The organism is Bradyrhizobium sp. NAS96.2, from assembly GCF_001908235.1.
GTDB lineage: Bacteria > Pseudomonadota > Alphaproteobacteria > Rhizobiales > Xanthobacteraceae > Bradyrhizobium.
Genome location: NZ_LGHK01000132.1, coordinates 1 through 19,289 on the forward strand (window position 1 = coordinate 1; position 19,289 = coordinate 19,289).

20 protein-coding genes and 2 pseudogenes are annotated in these 19,289 nt (G+C 60.4%); 14 read left to right on the plus strand and 8 right to left on the minus strand.

The features are described from left to right. On the plus strand, positions 1-508 hold a 508-nt coding region (locus AC628_RS26405), incomplete at its 5' end, for an SDR family oxidoreductase (RefSeq protein ID WP_074129742.1). On the opposite strand, the gene AC628_RS46205 is transcribed toward AC628_RS26405, so the two are convergent. The 6 genes from AC628_RS46205 to AC628_RS26430 form a co-directional block, all read right to left on the minus strand. Beyond that, positions 483-770: a hypothetical protein gene (locus AC628_RS46205; protein ID WP_502689770.1), complete on the minus strand. Its 288-nt coding sequence runs from the start codon at positions 768-770 to the stop codon at positions 483-485. The genes AC628_RS26405 and AC628_RS46205 overlap by 26 nt on opposite strands. Positions 771-864: 94 nt before the next feature. Further along, positions 865-1,074 carry a hypothetical protein gene (locus tag AC628_RS43150; RefSeq protein ID WP_143201813.1) on the minus strand — a complete coding sequence of 70 codons (210 nt, stop codon included), beginning with the start codon at positions 1,072-1,074 and terminating at the stop codon, positions 865-867. A gap of 80 nt (positions 1,075-1,154) precedes the next feature. Next, a complete protein-coding gene (gene fixJ / locus AC628_RS26415) occupies positions 1,155-1,763 on the minus strand; it encodes a response regulator FixJ (RefSeq protein ID WP_074129743.1) in 609 nt (202 codons plus the stop codon). Next, entirely contained in the window at positions 1,760-3,193 is a 1,434-nt protein-coding gene (locus AC628_RS26420; RefSeq protein ID WP_074129744.1) for a PAS domain S-box protein, read from the minus strand. Before AC628_RS26420 ends, fixJ begins: the two co-directional genes overlap by 4 nt. Positions 3,194-3,286: 93 nt before the next feature. Beyond that, positions 3,287-3,514, minus strand: coding sequence for a hypothetical protein (locus AC628_RS26425; RefSeq protein ID WP_074129745.1), 228 nt, complete (start codon positions 3,512-3,514; stop codon positions 3,287-3,289). A 1-nt stretch (position 3,515) separates the two neighbouring features. Then, positions 3,516-3,941 carry a hypothetical protein gene (locus AC628_RS26430; protein ID WP_245321317.1) on the minus strand — a complete coding sequence of 142 codons (426 nt, stop codon included), beginning with the start codon at positions 3,939-3,941 and terminating at the stop codon, positions 3,516-3,518. A 402-nt stretch (positions 3,942-4,343) separates the two neighbouring features. Here AC628_RS26430 and AC628_RS26435 point away from each other — a divergent pair, with 402 nt between their 5' ends. The 13 genes and pseudogenes from AC628_RS26435 to AC628_RS26505 all read left to right on the plus strand — a co-directional run. Continuing rightward, positions 4,344-5,084, plus strand: a complete 741-nt coding sequence (locus AC628_RS26435; RefSeq protein WP_074129760.1) for a CBS domain-containing protein — start codon at positions 4,344-4,346, stop codon at positions 5,082-5,084. Beyond that, on the plus strand, positions 5,081-5,290 hold the full coding sequence (locus AC628_RS43155; protein ID WP_143201814.1) for a hypothetical protein: 210 nt from the start codon (positions 5,081-5,083) through the stop codon (positions 5,288-5,290). The genes AC628_RS26435 and AC628_RS43155 overlap by 4 nt, the downstream gene beginning before the upstream one ends. Positions 5,291-5,468: 178 nt before the next feature. Then, on the plus strand, positions 5,469-5,696 hold the full coding sequence (locus AC628_RS26440; protein WP_028332743.1) for a hypothetical protein: 228 nt from the start codon (positions 5,469-5,471) through the stop codon (positions 5,694-5,696). Between the two features lie 110 nt (positions 5,697-5,806). Beyond that, positions 5,807-6,304: a hypothetical protein gene (locus AC628_RS44245; protein WP_168193457.1), complete on the plus strand. Its 498-nt coding sequence runs from the start codon at positions 5,807-5,809 to the stop codon at positions 6,302-6,304. Positions 6,305-6,330: 26 nt separating this feature from the next. After that, complete coding sequence (gene ccoN, locus AC628_RS26450; protein ID WP_502689771.1) at positions 6,331-7,953, plus strand: cytochrome-c oxidase, cbb3-type subunit I; 1,623 nt, start codon at positions 6,331-6,333, stop codon at positions 7,951-7,953. Positions 7,954-7,961: 8 nt separating this feature from the next. Further along, positions 7,962-8,696 (plus strand): cytochrome-c oxidase, cbb3-type subunit II, encoded by a 735-nt coding sequence (ccoO, locus tag AC628_RS26455; protein WP_074129747.1) that lies wholly within the window; start codon positions 7,962-7,964, stop codon positions 8,694-8,696. Positions 8,697-8,706: 10 nt separating this feature from the next. Then, complete coding sequence (locus AC628_RS26460) at positions 8,707-8,871, plus strand: cbb3-type cytochrome c oxidase subunit 3 (protein WP_074129748.1); 165 nt, start codon at positions 8,707-8,709, stop codon at positions 8,869-8,871. Between the two features lie 6 nt (positions 8,872-8,877). Then, complete coding sequence (gene ccoP, locus AC628_RS26465) at positions 8,878-9,750, plus strand: cytochrome-c oxidase, cbb3-type subunit III (protein WP_074129749.1); 873 nt, start codon at positions 8,878-8,880, stop codon at positions 9,748-9,750. A gap of 93 nt (positions 9,751-9,843) precedes the next feature. Continuing rightward, entirely contained in the window at positions 9,844-11,301 is a 1,458-nt protein-coding gene (ccoG, locus tag AC628_RS26470) for a cytochrome c oxidase accessory protein CcoG (RefSeq protein WP_074129750.1), read from the plus strand. Between the two features lie 15 nt (positions 11,302-11,316). Beyond that, positions 11,317-11,818 (plus strand): annotated as a pseudogene (locus AC628_RS26475) (FixH family protein). A gap of 11 nt (positions 11,819-11,829) precedes the next feature. Further along, positions 11,830-14,016, plus strand: a complete 2,187-nt coding sequence (locus AC628_RS26480) for a heavy metal translocating P-type ATPase (RefSeq protein WP_074129751.1) — start codon at positions 11,830-11,832, stop codon at positions 14,014-14,016. After that, the gene (gene ccoS / locus AC628_RS26485) at positions 14,016-14,183 is read left to right on the plus strand and encodes a cbb3-type cytochrome oxidase assembly protein CcoS (protein ID WP_074129752.1); all 168 of its coding nucleotides are present in this window, start codon (positions 14,016-14,018) and stop codon (positions 14,181-14,183) included. The genes AC628_RS26480 and ccoS overlap by 1 nt, the downstream gene beginning before the upstream one ends. 2,078 nt (positions 14,184-16,261) lie before the next feature. Beyond that, positions 16,262-16,522, plus strand: a pseudogene (locus AC628_RS26505) (transposase); the annotation flags it as partial. Positions 16,523-17,410: 888 nt separating this feature from the next. Here the strand turns inward: AC628_RS26505 and AC628_RS26515 are convergent. Together AC628_RS26515 and AC628_RS26520 are read right to left on the minus strand one after the other, a co-directional pair. Beyond that, positions 17,411-18,052, minus strand: a complete 642-nt coding sequence (locus AC628_RS26515; protein WP_168193458.1) for a DUF938 domain-containing protein — start codon at positions 18,050-18,052, stop codon at positions 17,411-17,413. A 409-nt stretch (positions 18,053-18,461) separates the two neighbouring features. Further along, positions 18,462-19,289 (minus strand): TauD/TfdA dioxygenase family protein (locus AC628_RS26520; protein ID WP_074129761.1); only part of this gene is annotated, 828 nt, incomplete at its 5' end.

Consider the following 19,289-nt stretch of genomic DNA (forward strand, 5'->3'; position numbering starts at 1 on the left):
TGGCCCGATCGACATCCTGGTCAATAACGCCGGTATCGTGCGCGACGCCACGCTGCATCGAATGACCAAGCCGCAATGGGACGCGGTGATACGAACCGATCTCGATTCGCTATTCAACATGTGCCGACCCCTCATCGAGGGCATGCGGGCGCGCAAGTTCGGGCGAATCATCAACGTCTCGTCCATCAATGGGCAGAAGGGCCAGATCGGCCAGACGAACTATGCCGCGGCAAAGGCTGCCGAGCTCGGTTTTACTCGCGCGCTGGCGCTCGAAAGCGCGCGGTTCGGTATCACGGTCAATGCAATCTGCCCGGGCTACATCAACACCGAGATGGTGGCCGGGGTGCCGGCTGATGTCATGCAGAATTCCATTCTGCCGCAGATCCCGGTCGGACGGTTGGGGAAGCCGGAAGAGATTGCCCGTGCCGTCGCGTTTCTTGCAGCCGACGAAGCAGGGTTCATCACCGGATCGACGCTTTCGATCAATGGTGGCCAACACATGTGTTGAATAGGGGAGATAGCAGCTCGCCACGGATGTGATGCGCAGCTCGTTTGCGACGATCAAGCCGACTGCCACCGTGCGCGATGCCGTTGAGCTGCTGCTTGAGACCGATCAGCGCGGCCTGCCGGCCCGTGCGCAAGTCTAATTGGAGGGCGACGGTGCGTGTGCGCGGATTGCCCGAATCCAGTGGCAGCAAATGCTCTTCAACGCACTCTCCGCGTCGCCCCCGCTCGACGATGCGCTGCGCAAGAGAGATCTTGAAATTCATCGCGTTTCACCAACCGGTTTGCCGCAAACGGGTTGCCCGATCTGACCTGGGCATGGGCAAAGCCATTATGGGCTCGCCTGAAAGCCGGCACGGACTATTGAAGCGCGAGATTTAACTCGCGATAAAAGCCCCTATCGGAATCCTGCAGCAGGGTTCCGTTTTCGCATGGCAACGAGCAGGGCGATCTATCGTCAATCCGATGCAATGTTGCGTTCTGGCGGCAGGTGACGCCCGCAATGAATAATTGCTTATGCCTTTGCGAGCGGCGATACATGGCTCGAAATTCCGGGATACGCTTGCCCATGTGCTGCCTCACCAGCGTGGGCTTGGCGCGTCTTGATCTCCATGGACGAGCAGCCTTGAATGATCGCTTTCTAGGGATGTCTAGAGCCCAGCAGCGATCGCGATCCGCATCAATTCCGACACGCTGCGCACATTAGTCTTGGCCATCAGGTTAGCCCGGTAAACCTCGACTGTTCGTGGGCTGATGCCAAGGTCGTGGGCGATCACCTTGTTGATCTTGCCCGCCACGAGCCCCCGCAGAACGTCACGTTCGCGCGGCGAGAGATCCACAAGGCGAGCCTCGGCCTCGCGCTTGACCGTACCGTCAGCGGGGGCCGCCGACTGTGTTTGCAAGGCGTCGCCGATTGCACGCAAGAGCGCCTCGTCCTCGAACGGCTTTTCGATGAAGTCAACCGCGCCTGCCTTCATCGCCTCCACCGCGAGTGCGACGTCTCCATGGCCAGTCATCAGAATGACGGGACATGCGACCGCGTCGGCCTTGAGTTTGCGGACCAATTCGAGGCCGCTCATGCCGGGCATACGGATATCAGATACAATGCAGTCGACTGTGCCGCCGGCGAGATGATCGAGAAAATCGGTTGCCGTCTCATAAGACGTTACGGCAAAGCCGTTGACGTCAAGAAGGAAGGCTAGTGAGTCGCGCATAGCTGGATCATCGTCGATCACGAGAATTGTACGCCGCGTTGTCATGATTCTTCTTCCCCGTCCTCCGCGAAGGGGAGGATGAACTGAAAAACCGTGCCACCTCCAGCGTTTGGCACCACATCGATGTGTCCGCCATGGGATTCGATGATGGTCCGGCAGATCGAGAGGCCGACGCCCATGCCATGCTCCTTGGTCGTGATAAAGGGCTGAAATAAACGGTCCGCGATATCGGGGCTGATGCCCGGGCCGGTATCAGCAATGGTAAACGTCGCAACACCGTTAGTCTTGGAGACGCCGACGGTCAATTCGCGGCGCGGGCCCGAGGCCATCGCCTCGATCGCATTGCGAACCAGGTTGAGCACGACCTGCTGAATCTGGATTTTATCGACGATGATCGGGGGCATGTCCCGGTCGCTGCGGATCGCCACCCGCACGCCCTGCTCCTTGGCGCCGAGCAGCGCTAGTGCGACAGCCTCTTCGAGCAAGGTCACCGGGCTCTCCAGGGACTGTTGGGTCTCGCCCTTCGCGACAAATTCGCGCAGGCGCTTGATGATGTCGCCGGCCCGTAGCGCTTGCTGCGCGGCCCGCTCGAGCGCGTCCCGAATGCGGGTAGCATCCGGTATCTCCGACGCCAGCAGCGTCTTCGCACCGCGCATATAGTTCGTGATGGCTGACAGCGGCTGGTTGATCTCATGCGCGATTGAGGACGCCATCTCACCCATGGCGGTCAATCGCGACACATGGACCAGCTCGGACTGCAGCTCCTGAAGCCGCCGTTCCTGCGCTCGACGCTCGGTGAGATCGCGGATAAAGCCGGTGAAGAAGCGCTCTCCGCTTACCTTGGCCTCGCCGACGGCGAGCTCCATCGGGAACGTCGAGCCGTCACTTCGTTCCCCGACAACGATACGGCCAATGCCGATGATGTGCCGCTCGCCGGTCGTAAGGTAACGCTCGAGATAGCGGTCGTGCTCGCCGCGATACGGCCGGGGCATCAGGTTCGAAACGTTCTGTCCGACGACCTCGTCCGCTTTCCAGCCAAACAAGCGCTCGGCTGCAGCGCTGAAGGAGCGAATAATGCCGCGGTCGTCGATGACGATCATCGCATCAGGGACCGTGTCGAGGATCGACTGCAGATGGGCTTGGCGATTTCGGGCCTGATCGCTCTTCATCAGTAGCCGGTCACCCATAAAGCCAAGGATCGGGCCGAGGATAGCAAAACAGGCGATATCGATCAGATTGGCAGGTTCGGTGACCAGGCTCCTGCCGAGGAAATTGGCGCTGATGACGAGGCAGAGCAGGGTGGTGAGGATCGCCGGACCGCGGCCGCCGGCGAAAGCGGCAAAAAGCACGGCCGGGACAAAGATGATCGTGAAGGTCCGGTCCTCGAAATAGTTATCTAGTCCCGCGCGCACAGCAAATACGAGTGCGGCCGCTGCCGCGGCAGTGCCATAGCGGTACCAAATGCGGTCGGACATATTTCCCCGGCAAAGCCCTCAACCTATTTGATGTTACAACGTCCGGAAGCGTGCTGCCACTGGCTGCTCTGTTCAAGACAGTGGGCGGACGACCTATTTGACCCAGGCACGCCAAAGCGTCGGCTGCACCAGGATGCTTTCGATGGTCCCCGCCTTCATCCAGCCGCCCAGGATGCGGCGGCGGGGGAGGACGAGCTTGTGAATCGCGTTACCTTCGATGAAGGCGAGTTCAAGGTCTCGATCGAAGGGGGGCGTCGCGACCGCCTCCCATGTCTCGCTGACGCCGGGCCCTGGGCGCTCTGGAGCGTCCGGTACGGGCATGTCAGGCGGCCTTCTGAGTAGCCTCGTCGACACTGCTGGTCTTTCGTGCAAACAGGTTCAACTCGATCGTGCCCAGCGAACGCGCGGTCTCGATTGCATACATCGCGTCGTTCGCGCTACGCGCGGTAACGCCCTTGGCCCGGTCCTGCAGCGCTGTGATCTTCTCGGCGACCGAGGCGGTGGAATTGAACCTGCGGAAGAGCTCCCAGGCCTCGTTCGATTCGATCTGCATCTGCTCGAACCAGTGCTGGTTTGCCTCGACCAATTTCTCCGAGAATTCCGACTGGACGGTCATCGCGCGCTTCGCATAGCTTTGGATGGCGTCGGAGATGGTACGGGCTTCGCTGTGGTGTGTCATGTTCACCTCCTTCATTGAGGAAGGCCCTGCTTTCCATACGTCCGGCAATTGCGTGTTGATGTGCGTCAACTCGATAGCTTTCCGGATCGCACGGCTCGAACGGAATCGTCTGGCGGGACGCATCGTGCCGCATTGATGCACGTCAAAATTCCGGTGCACCGTCGAGGCGGCGTCGGCGGCCTAGAACGGGCAACGGCGATGGTGCCGAGGGCGGCTGGACCCGGCCGGCTGGCTCAACGAAGGCCGCTTTGCGTGCAAGATCATCCGGACGAGGGACACGACAACGATCGCGAGCGCTCCGATCGAGGCGACCAGAGTCTGCAACATGATTTTGTTCTCCTGACTAACTGCCAATATCTTCGATCATCGGTCGTAGCGCCTTGATTCGCATCAAGTGCGGGCATTGAGAAAGATCAAGATGAACGCGCCGATCATGTGCAAGCTCGGCGTGGGCGTTGAAAGGAGATGGCTATGCGCGCACACCAGATCATGACGAGACATCTCATTACTGTTGGAACCGAGACCTCCATTATCGAGGCCGCCAAGTTGATGATGGATCATCATGTCAGCGGTATGCCGGTGGTCGAATTGTCTGGAAGACTGGTCGGAATCCTGTCGGAAAGCGACTTTTTGCGGCGAAGCGAGATCGGCACGCAACGCCGGCGTGGCCGCTGGCTTCAGTTCCTTCTCGGCTCCGGTCATGCAGCCGCGGACTTTGTCCACGAGCGCGGGCGGAAGGTCGGAGAGATGATGTCGTGTGATCCTGTCACCGTGACGGAAGAAATGTCCTTACCTGATCTGGTCGATCTCATGGAGAAGATGAGCGTCAAACGGCTGCCAGTGATGCGCGAGGGGCGCCTCGTTGGCCTCGTGACACGTGCCGATCTGCTGCGGGCAGTCGCGTCTATCGCGCACCAGATCCCGGATCCGACGGCTGATGACAAGCACGTCCACGATCGCATCGTGCGGGCACTCGACGGTGCAAATTGGTGTCCGCTCGGGTTGCAAGTCGCGGTGCGCAACGGCGTGGTGCACATGCGGGGGATCATCGTGGACGAGCGGGCGAGGCAGGCGGCAATTGTCGCGGCGGAGAATGTCGCCGGCGTCAAGGAAGTGCACGATCATCTATGCTACGTCGACACTTATTCCGGCTTCTATATCCAATCCGCGGAAGACGAACGAGCAGCCAAAGCAAAGGAGACGGCAGGATGATCCTTCGCCCCGTAAGCATTCTGATCCCGTTGACCGCAACTGCGGTGGTCGGCGCCGATGTCGTGGGTTTCGCCGCAACATTGATTGCGATCTTGGTGATCGTGGGCTTCGCGGTCGTTGCCTCCGGATGGACCGTCAGCAGCAAAGCAACGTCAATACCGGCAGTCCGGCCGTCGTCCACAGGCTGGACATCTGACCACAAATAGTACTCGTCCGGTCCGTTCGTAGTTCCTGACCATGTGAGCCGTACGTCGCGAATAGCGCGTCGCTCGTGTTCCTGGCGGTAAGATAGCCGCGCCTCAGAGCATTCCGTTGCGGCAGATCAATACGGGTGTCTCGTACCAATGGCAGCATGAGCAAGGAATCAGCCCATGCGAGGGTGCCATGACATCATTTGACGTTCGTTTCATCAAGACGGTTTGCGACGATACCGGCCACGAACATCGCGCCTGCCAGGCAGCGTTCAAGGTCGACGCGGTCTCGCTTTCCGCGGCTGCACAGCTGGCCGAGGCCGACTTCTGCAGACAGAAGGGCGTCCGCGACTGGACGATCTTTGCCGATTCCATGGAGCTTCGAACGCCGCCGGCCTTGCCGTCGGCCTGGGGCGGCTAGCGCCCCTTGGACGGCCGTCGCGATCGATTGCCGCAATATCGCGTGCTTGATCAAGATCAAATCGACAATCGGGTCCTTCGGCTAGAGGTGTTGAGCAAAGGGGGGGCGAAATGACCGACCGATCAGCTGGCAATAGCTCGCCGCAATTTGAGAAGCTTCTCGCCCGCTTGCGAGCATTTCTTGTGCGTCGACACGAATTCGATCTGTTGACCGCCAGGGAGGTCGACGAGATCGCTCACGAGCTCAATCTCTCGACGTCGGACCTTCGTGCGCTTGCCGGTGAGCAAGGTTCACCGGAGTTGCTCGGCAAGCGCCTCGAGCATGCAGGTTTGTCCGAGCAGACGCTCGCTTCGTTCCATTGCGATGTGTTGCGTGATCTGCAGCGAGTGTGCGGTCTATGCCATGAGAAGGCTCGCTGCGCCGCGGATCTCGCGCGGGAAAGGCGAGCCGGTCCGGCACGATATTGTCCGAATGAACTGACCCTGACGGCGCTGAGCCGCGGCGCCGACGCCGCGCGGCATGGCGCAGAAATTGATACCGATCAAGTGGCTGGCGGCGAAATTGTGGTTTCCATGACGCCACCGCATCCAAAGAAAGCGTCCACATGACCAGTCCATCTTCCGTTTCAAAGTCGATGACGATGGGCGAAGCCGGCTTGACGTCGGCACTTGCGGTATTTGCCTTCGCTAGCTTTCTGGGCGCGGCGATGGGGCACGATGCGGCGTTCAGTTTTCACGCGTCGCTTGCTTGTGTCGCCAGCCTGATCTCCGTGGTCATGATTGGCAATCGCTACCTTGACCGTCCGGCCGCATTGCCTCCGGCAGAGATCGGCGGGCGTCCCAACTACTATCTCGGACCAATCAAGTTCGCTTCCGCGATGGCGATGTTCTGGGGTATCGCCGGCTTCAGCGTGGGTCTGATGATCGCGATGCAGCTGGCGTGGCCGGCGCTGAATTTCGATCTGCCCTGGACGACATTTGGCCGGCTGCGGCCGCTGCATACGTCAGCCGTAATCTTCGCGTTCGGCGGCAACGTCCTGATCGCATCTTCGTTCTACGTCGTGCAGAAGACCTGCCGCACGCGCCTTGCCGGCGACCTCGCGCCCTGGTTCGTGGTGGTCGGCTACAACTTCTTCATCCTGATCGCCGGCACCGGCTACCTGCTCGGCGTGACCCAGTCGAAGGAATACGCCGAGCCGGAATGGTACGCCGACTTCTGGCTGACGATCGTCTGGGTGACGTATCTGCTCGTGTTCCTGATGACGCTGGTGAAGCGCAAGGAGCCGCATATCTTCGTCGCCAACTGGTTCTACCTGGCATTCATCATCACGATCGCGGTGCTCCATCTCGGCAACAATGCCGCGCTGCCGGTTTCCTTCCTCGGCTCGAAGTCCTACATCGCCTGGGGCGGCGTGCAGGATGCGATGTTCCAGTGGTGGTACGGCCACAACGCGGTCGGGTTCTTCCTGACCGCCGGCTTCCTGGCGATCATGTACTACTTCATTCCGAAGCGGGCGCAGCGTCCGGTCTATTCCTACCGGCTGTCGATCATTCATTTCTGGGCGCTGATCTTCCTCTACATCTGGGCCGGCCCGCATCATCTGCACTACACGGCACTGCCTGACTGGGCGCAGACGCTCGGCATGACGTTCTCGATCATGCTCTGGATGCCGTCCTGGGGCGGCATGATCAACGGCCTGATGACGCTGTCGGGCGCCTGGGACAAGCTGCGCACCGATCCCGTGCTGCGCATGATGGTGGTGTCGGTCGCCTTCTACGGCATGTCGACCTTCGAGGGGCCGATGATGTCGATCAAGGTGGTCAATTCGCTGAGCCACTACACTGACTGGACCATCGGCCACGTGCATTCCGGAGCACTCGGCTGGGTCGGCTTCGTCTCTTTCGGCGCGCTCTACTGCCTGATCCCCTGGCTGTGGAATCGCCAGCTTTATAGCCTGAAGCTCGTGAACTGGCACTTCTGGATCTCGACGATCGGCATCGTGCTCTACATTTCCGCGATGTGGGTTTCGGGTATCCTCCAGGGCCTGATGTGGCGGGCCTACACCTCGCTGGGCTTTCTCGAATACTCCTTCATCGAGTCCGTCGAGGCCATGCATCCCTTCTACATCATTCGGGCAGCCGGCGGCGCGTTGTTCCTGATCGGGGCCCTGATCATGGCCGTCAATCTCTGGATGACGGTCAATGCCGGCAAAGCCAGCGAAGCCGAGGGCGCCGCGGCCCTCCAGCCTGCCGAATAGGTCGCGCAATGTCCTTCTGGAATCGACACAAGATCTTTGAGAAGAACTCGACCATCCTGATCGCCGGCATTCTCGTCGTCATTGCCATCGGCGGGCTGGTCGAGATTACGCCGCTGTTCTACCTGAAGAGCACGATCGAAGCGGTCGACGGCGTGCGGCCCTACACGCCGCTTGAGCTCGCCGGTCGCAACATCTATGTCCGCGAGGGCTGTTATCTCTGCCACTCGCAGATGATCCGGCCGCTGCGCGACGAGGTCGAGCGCTATGGGCACTATTCGCTCGCTGCGGAAAGCATGTACGACCATCCGTTCCAGTGGGGCTCCAAGCGCACCGGGCCGGATCTGGCGCGCGTCGGTGGCAAATATTCGGACGATTGGCACGTCACTCACCTGATCAATCCGCGCTCGATCGTTCCGCAGTCGGTGATGCCCGGGTACCCGTCGCTGGCGAAGATGGAGCTCGACCTGTCCGATGTCGTGGCCCATCTGCAGACCAATCGCGCGGTCGGCGTTCCCTATACCGACGAGCAGATCGCCAACGCGGCCGCCGATCTCAAGGCGCAGGTCGATCCCGACAGCGCGGGTTCCGATGCGTTCCAGAAGCGCTATCCGAAGGCGGTGCTTCGCAACTTCGACGGCAAGGCCGGCAATCCGACCGAGCTCGACGCGCTGATCGCCTATCTTCAGATGCTCGGCACGCTTGTCGACTTCAAGCTTTACAACGAAAAAGCCAATCTGCGCTGAGACCGCGAGCATGAAAGCGATCATTCAAGTCGAGAATTTTGCGTCGAGCCTGGTCGGCACACTCTGTACGCCGATCTTCGTTGGAATCTTCATAGCGATCGTCGTCTACGCGCTCTGGCCCCGCAACAAATCCCTCTTCGATGCTGCAGCCCGGATGCCGCTGCGGGAGGACTGACCGATCATGAGCGAGCACGATGAGATCGACCGCGTTTCCGGCCGCAGCACGACCGGTCATGAGTGGGACGGCATCAAGGAACTGAACACGCCGCTGCCGCGGTGGTGGGTCCTGACATTCTATGCAACGATCATCTGGGCGATTGGTTACTGGGCCGTCTATCCGGCTTGGCCGCTGGTGTCGGGCTACACCACTGGTCTGTTTCACTATTCCACCCGCGCCAGTGTCGCGACGGACCTTGCCGACCTCGAAAAGCTGCGCGGTCAAAAGATGGCGGTGCTCGGCAACGCGTCACTGGCCAACATCGAGAAGGATCCGGTTCTGCTGGCACTGGCTCGAGCCCGCGGCAAGACCGTCTTCGCCGACAATTGCGCGCCGTGCCACGGCAGCGGCGGCGCCGGCGCGAAGGGCTATCCCAACCTTAACGATGACGACTGGCTGTGGGGCGGTTCGCTCGACCAGATCATGCAGACGATCCAGTTCGGCGCACGCTCGGGACACGCAAAGACCCATGAAGGGCAGATGCTGGCATTCGGTCGTGACGGGATTCTCAAGAAGGACGAGATCGTGACCGTCGCCAATTATGTGCGTTCGCTCTCCGGCCTCTCCACGGCGCCGAAGTTCGATGCTGCCGCAGGGGAGAAGATCTTCACCGAGAACTGCACGAGCTGCCACGGTGACGCCGGCAAGGGCAACCAGGAACTCGGTGCACCGAACCTGACCGACAAGATCTGGCTCTATGGCTCCGACGAGGAGACGTTGATCGAGACCATCACCAACGGCCGCGCCGGCGTGATGCCGGCCTGGGTCGGCCGTCTGGACCCGGTCACCGTCAAGGCGCTGGCGGTCTATGTGCACTCATTAGGCGGTGGCAAGTAGCACGCCGCGAGGGGGCCGGAATCATTGACCGAGGTCAAATCTGGACATGGTGCGGGGATGTAGGTTTCAACGAGCGCCTCATTCGAGCAACCCATGAACAAGCCCGTGCCGCCTGATGAACTCGTAGCCGACGAAGACGGGCCGCTTTATGCGCCTCGCAAGAAGGTTTTCCCGCAGAGCGTCTCCGGCCGATTCCGCTCGATCAAATGGCGGCTGATGGCCGTCTGTCTCGGCGTCTACTATCTGCTACCCTTCGTGCGCTGGCATCGGGGCCTCGGCGCGCCCGACCAGGCGGTCCTGATCGATTTTCCAAACCGACGCTTCTATTTCTTCTTCATCGAGCTGTGGCCGCAGGAAATCTACTATTTCACCGGCCTTTTGGTGCTCGCTGCTCTCGCCTTGTTTCTGATGAACGCACTGGGTGGCCGGATTTGGTGCGGCTATCTCTGCCCGCAGACGGTTTGGACGGATCTTTTCTATGCGGTCGAGCGGCTGGTCGAAGGCGACCGCCGCGCCCAGATCAAGGCCGATGCAGGCCCAATGACCGCAAAGCGCGCCGGTCGCCGCGTGTTGAAGCACACGATCTGGCTGATGATCGCCTGGTGGACCGGCGGCGCCTGGGTGCTCTATTTCGCCGATGCGCCGACCCTGGTCCGCGACCTGGCGACCTTTCAGGCGCCGGCGGTCGCCCATGTCTGGATCGCGATGCTGACCGCGTCGACCTATTCGCTGGCCGGCTACATGCGCGAGCAGGTCTGCGTCTATATGTGCCCGTGGCCGCGGATTCAGGCCGCGCTGACCGACGAATGGGCACTCAACGTCACCTATAAATACGATCGCGGCGAGCCGCGTTGCTCGGTGAAGAAGGCGTTCGACATCCGCGCGCTCGGCGAGAAGGCCGGCGATTGCATCGATTGCAACCAGTGCGTTGCCGTGTGTCCGACCGGCATCGACATCCGTGATGGCGCGCAGCTCGGCTGCATCCAGTGCGGCCTGTGCATCGATGCCTGCGATGCCGTCATGAGCAAGGTCAGCCGCAAGACCGGCCTGATCGGATACGACAACGACATCAATGTCCAGCGCCGCATCGCCGGCAAGGAAGAGATCTTCAAGCCGGTTCGGGCACGGACGGTGGTCTATGCCGGCCTGATCACCGTGGTCTGCGCGGTGATGCTCTACGCTTTGATGTCGCGGACCCTGCTCGACGTCAACGTGCTGCATGATCGCAACCCGATCGCGGTGCGGCTCAGCGACGGGGCGGCCCGCAACGGCTATACGCTGCGATTCCTCAACAAGCGCGGCTTCGATCGTGTGATTGCGATCGATGTCGACGGTCCGGCGGATGCAAAGCTGCATGTCATCGGCGCCGATTCGGTAACTCCTGATCGTCCGATGATTGTCCTTCCGCGCGACACCACTACCGAGATGCGCGTGCTGGTGACGGCACCGTTCGATGAAAAAGCCGAAAAGTCGGTACCGGTCACATTCCGCGTCACTGATATCGGTCTCGGAGAGGTCGCCTCCGCGACCGACCACTTCGTCCTTCCCTAATCACGGAATTTCATCATGACAGTCTCCAGTCAAGCCGCGCGACCCATCACCGGACGTTTCGTCCTGGTCATGACGACCGCATTCTTTGCCGTCGTCATCAGCGTGAACATGGTCATGATGCGTCTTGCCATCACGACTCTTCCGGGCACCGAGGTCGACAGCGCCTACAGCGCCAGCCTCGCCTATCAGCGCGAGATCGACGCGGCCAGACAGCAGAACGAGCGCGACTGGCAAGTCCAGGCGCATATCGGTCGGCGGCCTGACGGCAGCGCGGCAATTGTATTGGAGGCGCGCGACCACGCCGGAGCGCCGCTGACGGGAATGAGTTTCCTCGTTCGGCTCGAGCGGCCGATCGATCGTCGCGCAGACCGGGCGATCGAGATCGCCGAGGCTGGGGGGGGGGAGCTATAACGGCCGCGCCGATGGCGTCGCCGCCGGGCAGTGGGACCTCGTCATCGAGGGCGACGCTGACGGCCGCCGCATGTTCCTGTCGAAGAATCGAATCCTGCTGAACTGAGGGTGCATCCTATGCAGGCGGATATCGATTTCTCGCACTATTTGAAGGACACGGGATCCGGCCTCGTTCATCTCGATCTCGCGGTCGAGGGCATCAGTTGCGCTGGCTGCATGGCCAAGATCGAGCGCAATCTCGCAAGCATTCCCGACGTCGCCTCGGCTCGCGTGAACCTGACTGACAGTCGTCTGGCGCTGGAATGGAAAGCCGGAGCGTTCGATCCGGCGATGTTTGTGAGCCGGCTCGCCGATCTCGGCTACAAGGCCTATCCCTTCGAGCGGGACAATGCCGAAACGCTGGAGGCACAGCGGGCGCAGGGCTTGTTGCGCCGGCTGGGTGTCGCCGCCTTTGCGGCGATGAATGTCATGATGCTGTCAGTCCCGGTATGGTCCGGTAACGTTTCCGACATGCTGCCCGAGCAGCGCGACTTCTTCCACTGGCTGTCGGCGCTGATCGTGCTGCCCGCGGCCGCTTACTCGGCGCAGCCCTTCTTCTCGTCGGCGCTGTCAGCGCTGCGGGCGCGCGGCGTCAACATGGACGTGCCGATCAGCATCGGCATCGTGCTTGCGCTGGCGACTTCGGTGATCGAGACCGTAAACCACACCGAACATGCCTATTTCGATGCCGCGATCATGCTGATCGCGTTTCTGCTTGCCGGTCGTTTTCTCGACCAGAACATGCGGCGGCGCACTCGCGCCTTTGCCGGCAACCTGGCTGCCCTCAAGGCGGAGACGGCGACGAAGTTCGTCAGTCCAACCGAGATCAAGACAGTCCCGGCAGCCGCGATCCGCCCCGGCGACATCGTTCTGCTGCGGCCCGGAGAGCGCTGCGCGGTCGATGGCAATGTGATCGAGGGCCGCTCGGAGATCGATCAGAGCCTGATCACGGGCGAAACCTTGCCGGCAATGGCGGCGCCCGGCAGCGCGGTGTTCGCGGGCACGGTGATCCGTTCCGGCACGTTGCGTGTCCGCGCTTCGGCGGCCTCGGGCGGAACGCTGCTCGACGAGATAAGCCGGCTGCTCGATCACGCGCTACAGGCGCGCTCGCGCTATCTGCGTCTTGCGGAGCGGGCCTCGAGGCTCTACGCCCCGGTCGTACACGCGACCGCGTTGCTCACGATGATCGGCTGGCTGGCCTATGGCGCAAGTTTTCATGATTCGATCGTGACAGCGATTGCAGTCCTCATCATCACCTGTCCCTGCGCCCTGGGTCTTGCCATTCCCGCCGTGCAGACCGTTGCATCCGGCGCGCTGTTTGGCTCAGGCGTGCTGCTCAACGCCGGCGATGCGATCGAGCGTATCGCCGAGATCGATCGGGTCATCTTCGACAAGACAGGGACGTTGACGCTGCCCGAGCTCGATGTCGCCAATCTTGCGGAAATCCCGCACGATGTTGTGAAGCTTGCAGGCCGGTTGGCACTCTCGAGCCGGCACCCGGTCGCTGCCGCCGTCGCGCGCAGGGCGGGCGTCGCCTCACCGTTGCCCGACATCCAGGAAGAGCCGGGCCAGGGCGTGCACGGCTTTCATGAGGGGCGTCCGATCCGGCTGGGCCGCCCGTCATTCTGCGGCGCGGGCGACCTGGCCAACGGGATTTTATGCCGCGATCCGGAGGCTTCCATCGTCGCATTCAGCCACGGCGAGAGCAAATATGCCTTCGCAGTCCGGCAGAGGCTACGGCCGGACGCGGCTGAGGTGGTGGCAGGGCTGGCGCGCATGGGCATCGCCGTCGAGATCGTGTCCGGGGATCGCGAACCTGCGGTCCGCCTGACGGCCGAAGTGCTCGGCGTGCATGAATGGCGCGCCGAGGTATCTCCGGTCGATAAGATCGCCCGGATCGACGAGCTGGCGCGCCAGGGCTGCAAGCTGCTAATGGTCGGCGATGGCCTGAACGATGCGCCTGCTCTCGCTGCGGCCCACGCTTCGATGTCTCCCGTTACGGCTACGCACATGAGTCAAGCGGTCGCGGATGCGGTCTTTGTCGGCGAGCGTCTTGCGCCGGTGCTGGCAGCGGTCAAGGTGTCGCGCAAGGCGCTGCGGCTGATGCGGCAAAATCTCTGGCTTGCCGTCGTTTACAACGTGCTGGCGGTACCGATCGCGATCGCCGGCCTTGTCACGCCCCTGATCGCAGCGGCGGCGATGTCGGGTTCGTCGGTGATCGTGATGCTCAACGCGCTGAGAGCGCGAGCGAGGGAGGCGATCTGATGGAGGTGCTGGTCTTTCTGGTGCCGCTAGCACTCGCGCTGGGCTTTGTAGGGCTGCTCGGCTTTCTCTGGTCGCTCAAGAGCGGGCAGTATGACGATCTCGATGGCGCAGCCTGGCGCGCGATCGCCGATGACCAGCCAGTCAGTGATCACGGCCGATCGAAGTAGTGGAAACACACCAGTAAAACCGCGGATGCGATGGTTAGCGTCGCAAGATCAGGAGAGCTAACCTGCTGATGGGTCAATCCGCGCCACAGTCAGCAGCAGCTCTTCGGCAGCACGTCTGGCTGCCTGTAGCGCCAGTGTGTCGGCTCTGCTGCTACGGGTTGCATCGTGTCTAAATCGAGCCACCCATCCGCGCGGCGAATGCAGGGGAAGCCCAGGGGACGTCGCTTGTCATCGATCACGGCAAGCTCGACGCGCAATCGAACGGTGCCGACGCGATATCCCGCCATCCCAAAAGGGCTGGCCGGCGAAGCCATGAGGTGAATGCTCGACGCATGCGGTTCAGATTTGCTTGATGAGCGACGGCCCGATCGTCGCACATCGGGAGGTCGACACCGTTGATGTGGCTCAACCTTGCACGCATTGGTTCGTCATGGTGATTATTGGTCATCCTTTCGATGAGGGGGGCACTCAGCCGAACCCTACAGGGGCTGACCAAAGGCAAAAGCGCCCCGTAGTCTTTCTCGAGGGCACCAGCGTCGATAGCAATGCAATCGTGTGACGGATGCGGGCGTTCTGCGCCGCTAAAAGCGCCAATGGCAAGCCTCAGCTCGTCTACTATTCGGTCGGCGCAAATGGTTTCCTAGGCGGTATTTGTACGAATTCTGACCGGACTTCCGACATCGGCATTCCCCTGCATCTCCGACCTTGCAGAAGATGCCAGTCTCCGACTTGCTGGCTCGGTCCGGGCGACTCAGGTTAAGCAGTGGTCATCGATCAGACTAACCTGCGAAAGGAACAAAATGGTCGCCCCCACACGTGGACTGCCTGCTTCTGGCTATGCGCTTGAGGTCGATGGCCGATTGAAAACCGAATTTGCGAGCAGAGATGCAGCTTGGGCAGGAGCGGAGGAGCTAAAGAAGCGCTTTCCTATGCTTCAGATCAGAATCTACGATGCTCTGGCAAAGACCAGAGATGAGGTCCAGCTTCCACGAGCTTGAGCTGCTTCGGTTGATCCTCTTTTGTGCGTGTGCCTGGCGCCGCACCGGGCTCTTGTCGAACCGAGCCGCGCAGCGTCTCGGTTGTCTCCGGCCGTCGATTCCTCACGCATCATCAAGGCCGATCGGGACCCCCGGCCGGATTCGGCTGCATGGCTATGCCATCAAGCGATGCTGATTGAGCCGAAGACTAGGGGTGGTGGCCTTGAGCTAACGCGCTGCGGCGGCCGTAGTCAACCACCGGACGTCCAGTACAGCTCTGATCTTCGCGAGACTTCTCGTCGTGAGGCCCCGCGCCGAGGCCGAGGTGATGCTGCCGCCAGACCCAAAGATCGCGCTCACGGGCGGACTCGACTTCAACAACGTTTTGTCATCCGGGATCGGCTCGATAACGACGACGCGAAACATCCCGACGTGGTTCTGACCCCGGCGCCTCGCCGAAGATGCTGATCAAGCGCTGAGAAATGGGCTGTGCCGCAGATTGTCTTCGAGCCGGCCGGGCATGCCGACGCCTCCGTTCAAATATAATGATGCCATGCTGGCAGTGATGCCGATCGGCATCATGCGCTTCGCAGGTGAGAGGCGAATTTAGAAATATGCGCCAGCAGGGCTCAAAAAGGGTTGAATCGCACGTAGCGTCAAGTTGTAGGTTCTCGAGCCGAGGCTAACGAGCAACAAAAGCGGCTAACAGCACAAAAAGAGTACGAATGTCCAGAGTCTTAGACTCAGTAAGATGAGTGGCCTTGTCAGGAGCCATTGTGGGATCGCTGATCGGCTCAGTATCCACACGCGATGGCCGGCCGGAGACCGTTGGCGAATTTCATCCGGCTAAACTGCACCGACCAAACCGATCTAAGCAGATAGGCTGAATGCGACGTGTGAGGTGACGCCGCCGCTAGCTCCGTCACGATCTCGGTTGCGCCGACCGCCTCAAAGGATCTCAATGCCAAGTGTCAGGAACCCTTCCGCGCGGCATGCGCCAGATTCGCGGGTGGATACAACAATACGGGAGGATGGGGTGACAAAGCCGCGCTCTTTGCCGACGCCTAGAAGTTCGTTTTGGCATAAGACGAGCACCAGAGTATGAAGCGCGGCCGCTTTTCGGAAGAGCAGATTCTCGAAATTTTGAAGGAGCACGACGCCGGTGTTTCGGTCGCTGATCTATGCCGCAAGCACGGTATAAGCGATGTCAGCATCTACAAATGGAAGGCGAAGTTCGGTGGGATGGAGATGTCAGAAGCCAGGCGGTTGAAGAGGCTGGAAGATGAAAACACGCGGTTGAGGTGGCTGCTGGCCGACGCCATGCTGGAGTATGCGGCGCTGAAGGACCTGCTCGGAAAGAAATGATGACTGCGGCGTAAGTGGACCGGCAGCATCGCGCCAGCTCGACCGAGGTCTGCTCAAGCCGCACAACATCACCAGCAACAACAAGCAACTGATCGTCGCGCGGCGCGCGTCGCACTTGTTAGATGCAATCTTCGGTTCGAGATCTTTGAGACCGGACGCGTTCAATGATGAGGTCGCTCGCCGCGCCAATCAAGTAACACAACTGCATAATAGTAGAACTTAAGACGAAGATCAGAATTGCGCGCGTCAGACCGCTCCTGTACCCGACAAAATAGGCTGCCGGGATCAAAATTAGGGTTGCAGGGAAGCATACATAGACCTTGAAACAGCGTCCCAGCAGCAATCCGCAGAAACCGCTCGCCAAAATGACCGCCAACATCGCAGCCTCCTAATGCTCGACGTACGTCAGACAACTCTTTTCGAAGTCAGCGTGAAGGGCGATCGTCATCGGGATACTCCTGAGCTGTTTAAACTAACGTTTGCTATCCGCCATTCGCCAAAACTGGTAAAATCGATTGTCTTGATAGAACACATTCTTGATCTGGATTAATCCCGATCATCCTTTTGCATGTCGATGAATTGAAACGGTTGCGGTCGCTCAACGCCTTGATGAACGATGCAGTCTCATCGCAACGGGCACCGACCTGAACTAGCGAGGGTTCCGCATCTTGCGCCCGAGCTATTAGCCAATGAAATGCACCACGGGTGGCGAGTCCGATCGGCAGGATTGGCACGCCTGGGCCTTGCACGCCCTCGGCTAGTCGCGAACTCTCGACCGGTAGTCATTCATCGACAAGCGTCTGGCATTCGGTAGATCTAAAAGGCGACACGAGTGCGAAATGGCGGTACTCGCCGCACTATGCACTGGAGAGGCTGAGCTGCCGTTTAGGACCCACCGAAGACAAGAATGAAGTTGCTGGCGGGCAAAGCCAATCGCCGTTTGAGCGCCAGCCCATGCTTCCGGGCCTCCCTTTCAATATCCCGCACGTCTTTGAGACCCATTCGGGCACGCCGGCCGCCCGAATCTCCCTGTCGAATGCCTCGTTCGACGACGTGGTATCCGTCAATTTTAAAGGGACCATAGATAGCGATGAAGCCGGTTGGTTTCAGGAGCTTTGCGCCAAGCGCAGCAATGCCTTCGGCGATCGAGACGGGGGCAACATGGAAGATGTTGATGACGAAGATGACGTCGTAGAGCTGCTCACGGGCATCCGGCCAAGTTGACGGGACCGTGAGGTCGACCAGAACGGGATCAGCAACGTTATTGTTATCGCCTTCGAGGCGCTTCCTTTTGATGGTCTCGAAGACACCTTGATCGTAATCGGAAGGCTGAAACCGAATGTGCAGGAAATGGGGCGCGAGGTAGTTGATATGTAATCCGGCTCCAGTCGCGATTTCAAGGGCGTCACCCTTAGTAGGAAAGAGCTCTTCGCACGCTTTTAGGATCGCATCCTTATTGCGGTTGCCTGCCCAGCCGACATAAGGCCTAAGCGGATAAGGATCGATAATGGGTCTGGCGTCGAACAATCGCATACTCCTTGCTTCGATGGCGAAGACATGGCCCGGACTCGTCGTTCAGAGCAATTACGAGGCGCGTGCTAGCGTCGGCTTCTCGTCCGGTATCGGCCTGAAGAGGATCTATGGAGCCCCCGCGTCCGCTGTCCGGCGGAGCGAAAGCGTATCGCGATGGAGCATGGGAGAATCGTCTGATGGACAAGCCCTTCCCAGTGGTCGACGTTCACACCTGCCGGCTGAGACTGGACCCCGCTTGACCTCGGGCAGACCATACTCCATCTCTCGAACGGGCTCCTGCGCCGCCAAGCTCCGTACACGCGGTCTTGCTTCGCCACGCGGGCCGCTTAGTCTGTGGATTTAGAAAGAGGCGAAAGCGCAATGGACAGAATCTGCACAGCGAACTACCGTGAATTTGATTAGGCTAGGTCACCACCATTGGTGGTTGCTTGGTGACCTTGTGGCGCGTTACACTGGCTCGGCCGTCGACGCTGACGGGCACATCACCTTCGATCGTGGCGCGACGCATGACGCGATGCTGGTCGCCGTAGTCATTGACCGCGTAATGCTGTGTTGCGCGGTTGTCCCAGATCGCGACATCGCCTGCCTTCCAGTTCCAGCGCACGGTGTTCTCAGGTGCCGTGATATGGGAGTGGAATAGGTCGAACAGCTTCTGGCCATCGCGTTTGGGGATATCAACAAAACGCTGTACCACATCGCCGAGCACCAGCGCCCGATCGCCGGTCTCGGGATGGACGCGCACGACGGGATGCTCGGTCTCAAAGATGGTTCTGGTAAAGACCTCATCAAAATGCTTCTTGTCGACTTCGCGGACACGAGCCGTTCCGGCGTAATCGAAGGCGTTGGTATGAACTGCCCAGAGTTCATCGGCAAGCCGTTGCAGCGGCAGCGGCAGATCCAGGTAAGCAGCCGCGGTGTTCGACCACACCGTATCGCCCCCAAAGGGTGGGATCACAATGGCTCGCAGCACCGAGATTTTGGGATAGGCAGCGGTGAACGTCCCATCTGCGTGCCACACGTCAGCCCGACTACCTCCGCGGGCTGAATCGAGCTCGATGATTGACGTCGTTCCCTCGGTGGTAGCGAGCGTCGGATGCGGTACAAGCTTTCCCAAACGTATAGCAAAGCGTTCCTGCTCCGGATCGTCGAGATGATCCTGATCGCGGAAGAAGATCACCTTGTGTACGAGTAGCAAGCTGTTGATTGCAGTAATCGTGTGGCTCGGCAAATC

Bases quoted from the DNA above. Each gene is read 5' to 3' on its own strand.
- AC628_RS44245 (WP_168193457.1), top strand. From the start codon at position 5,807: ATGACCGACCGATCAGCTGGCAATAGCTCGCCGCAATTTGAGAAGCTT.
- AC628_RS26425 (WP_074129745.1), bottom strand. From the start codon at position 3,514: ATGCCCGTACCGGACGCTCCAGAGCGCCCAGGGCCCGGCGTCAGCGAG.
- ccoS (WP_074129752.1), top strand. From the start codon at position 14,016: ATGGAGGTGCTGGTCTTTCTGGTGCCGCTAGCACTCGCGCTGGGCTTT.
- AC628_RS26435 (WP_074129760.1), top strand. From the start codon at position 4,344: ATGCGCGCACACCAGATCATGACGAGACATCTCATTACTGTTGGAACC.
- ccoN (WP_502689771.1), top strand. From the start codon at position 6,331: ATGACGATGGGCGAAGCCGGCTTGACGTCGGCACTTGCGGTATTTGCC.
- ccoG (WP_074129750.1), top strand. From the start codon at position 9,844: ATGAACAAGCCCGTGCCGCCTGATGAACTCGTAGCCGACGAAGACGGG.
- fixJ (WP_074129743.1), bottom strand. From the start codon at position 1,763: ATGACAACGCGGCGTACAATTCTCGTGATCGACGATGATCCAGCTATG.
- AC628_RS26460 (WP_074129748.1), top strand. From the start codon at position 8,707: ATGAAAGCGATCATTCAAGTCGAGAATTTTGCGTCGAGCCTGGTCGGC.
- AC628_RS26420 (WP_074129744.1), bottom strand. From the start codon at position 3,193: ATGTCCGACCGCATTTGGTACCGCTATGGCACTGCCGCGGCAGCGGCC.
- AC628_RS43150 (WP_143201813.1), bottom strand. From the start codon at position 1,074: ATGGGCAAGCGTATCCCGGAATTTCGAGCCATGTATCGCCGCTCGCAA.
- ccoP (WP_074129749.1), top strand. From the start codon at position 8,878: ATGAGCGAGCACGATGAGATCGACCGCGTTTCCGGCCGCAGCACGACC.
- AC628_RS26440 (WP_028332743.1), top strand. From the start codon at position 5,469: ATGACATCATTTGACGTTCGTTTCATCAAGACGGTTTGCGACGATACC.
- ccoO (WP_074129747.1), top strand. From the start codon at position 7,962: ATGTCCTTCTGGAATCGACACAAGATCTTTGAGAAGAACTCGACCATC.
- AC628_RS26480 (WP_074129751.1), top strand. From the start codon at position 11,830: ATGCAGGCGGATATCGATTTCTCGCACTATTTGAAGGACACGGGATCC.
- AC628_RS43155 (WP_143201814.1), top strand. From the start codon at position 5,081: ATGATCCTTCGCCCCGTAAGCATTCTGATCCCGTTGACCGCAACTGCG.
- AC628_RS46205 (WP_502689770.1), bottom strand. From the start codon at position 770: ATGAATTTCAAGATCTCTCTTGCGCAGCGCATCGTCGAGCGGGGGCGA.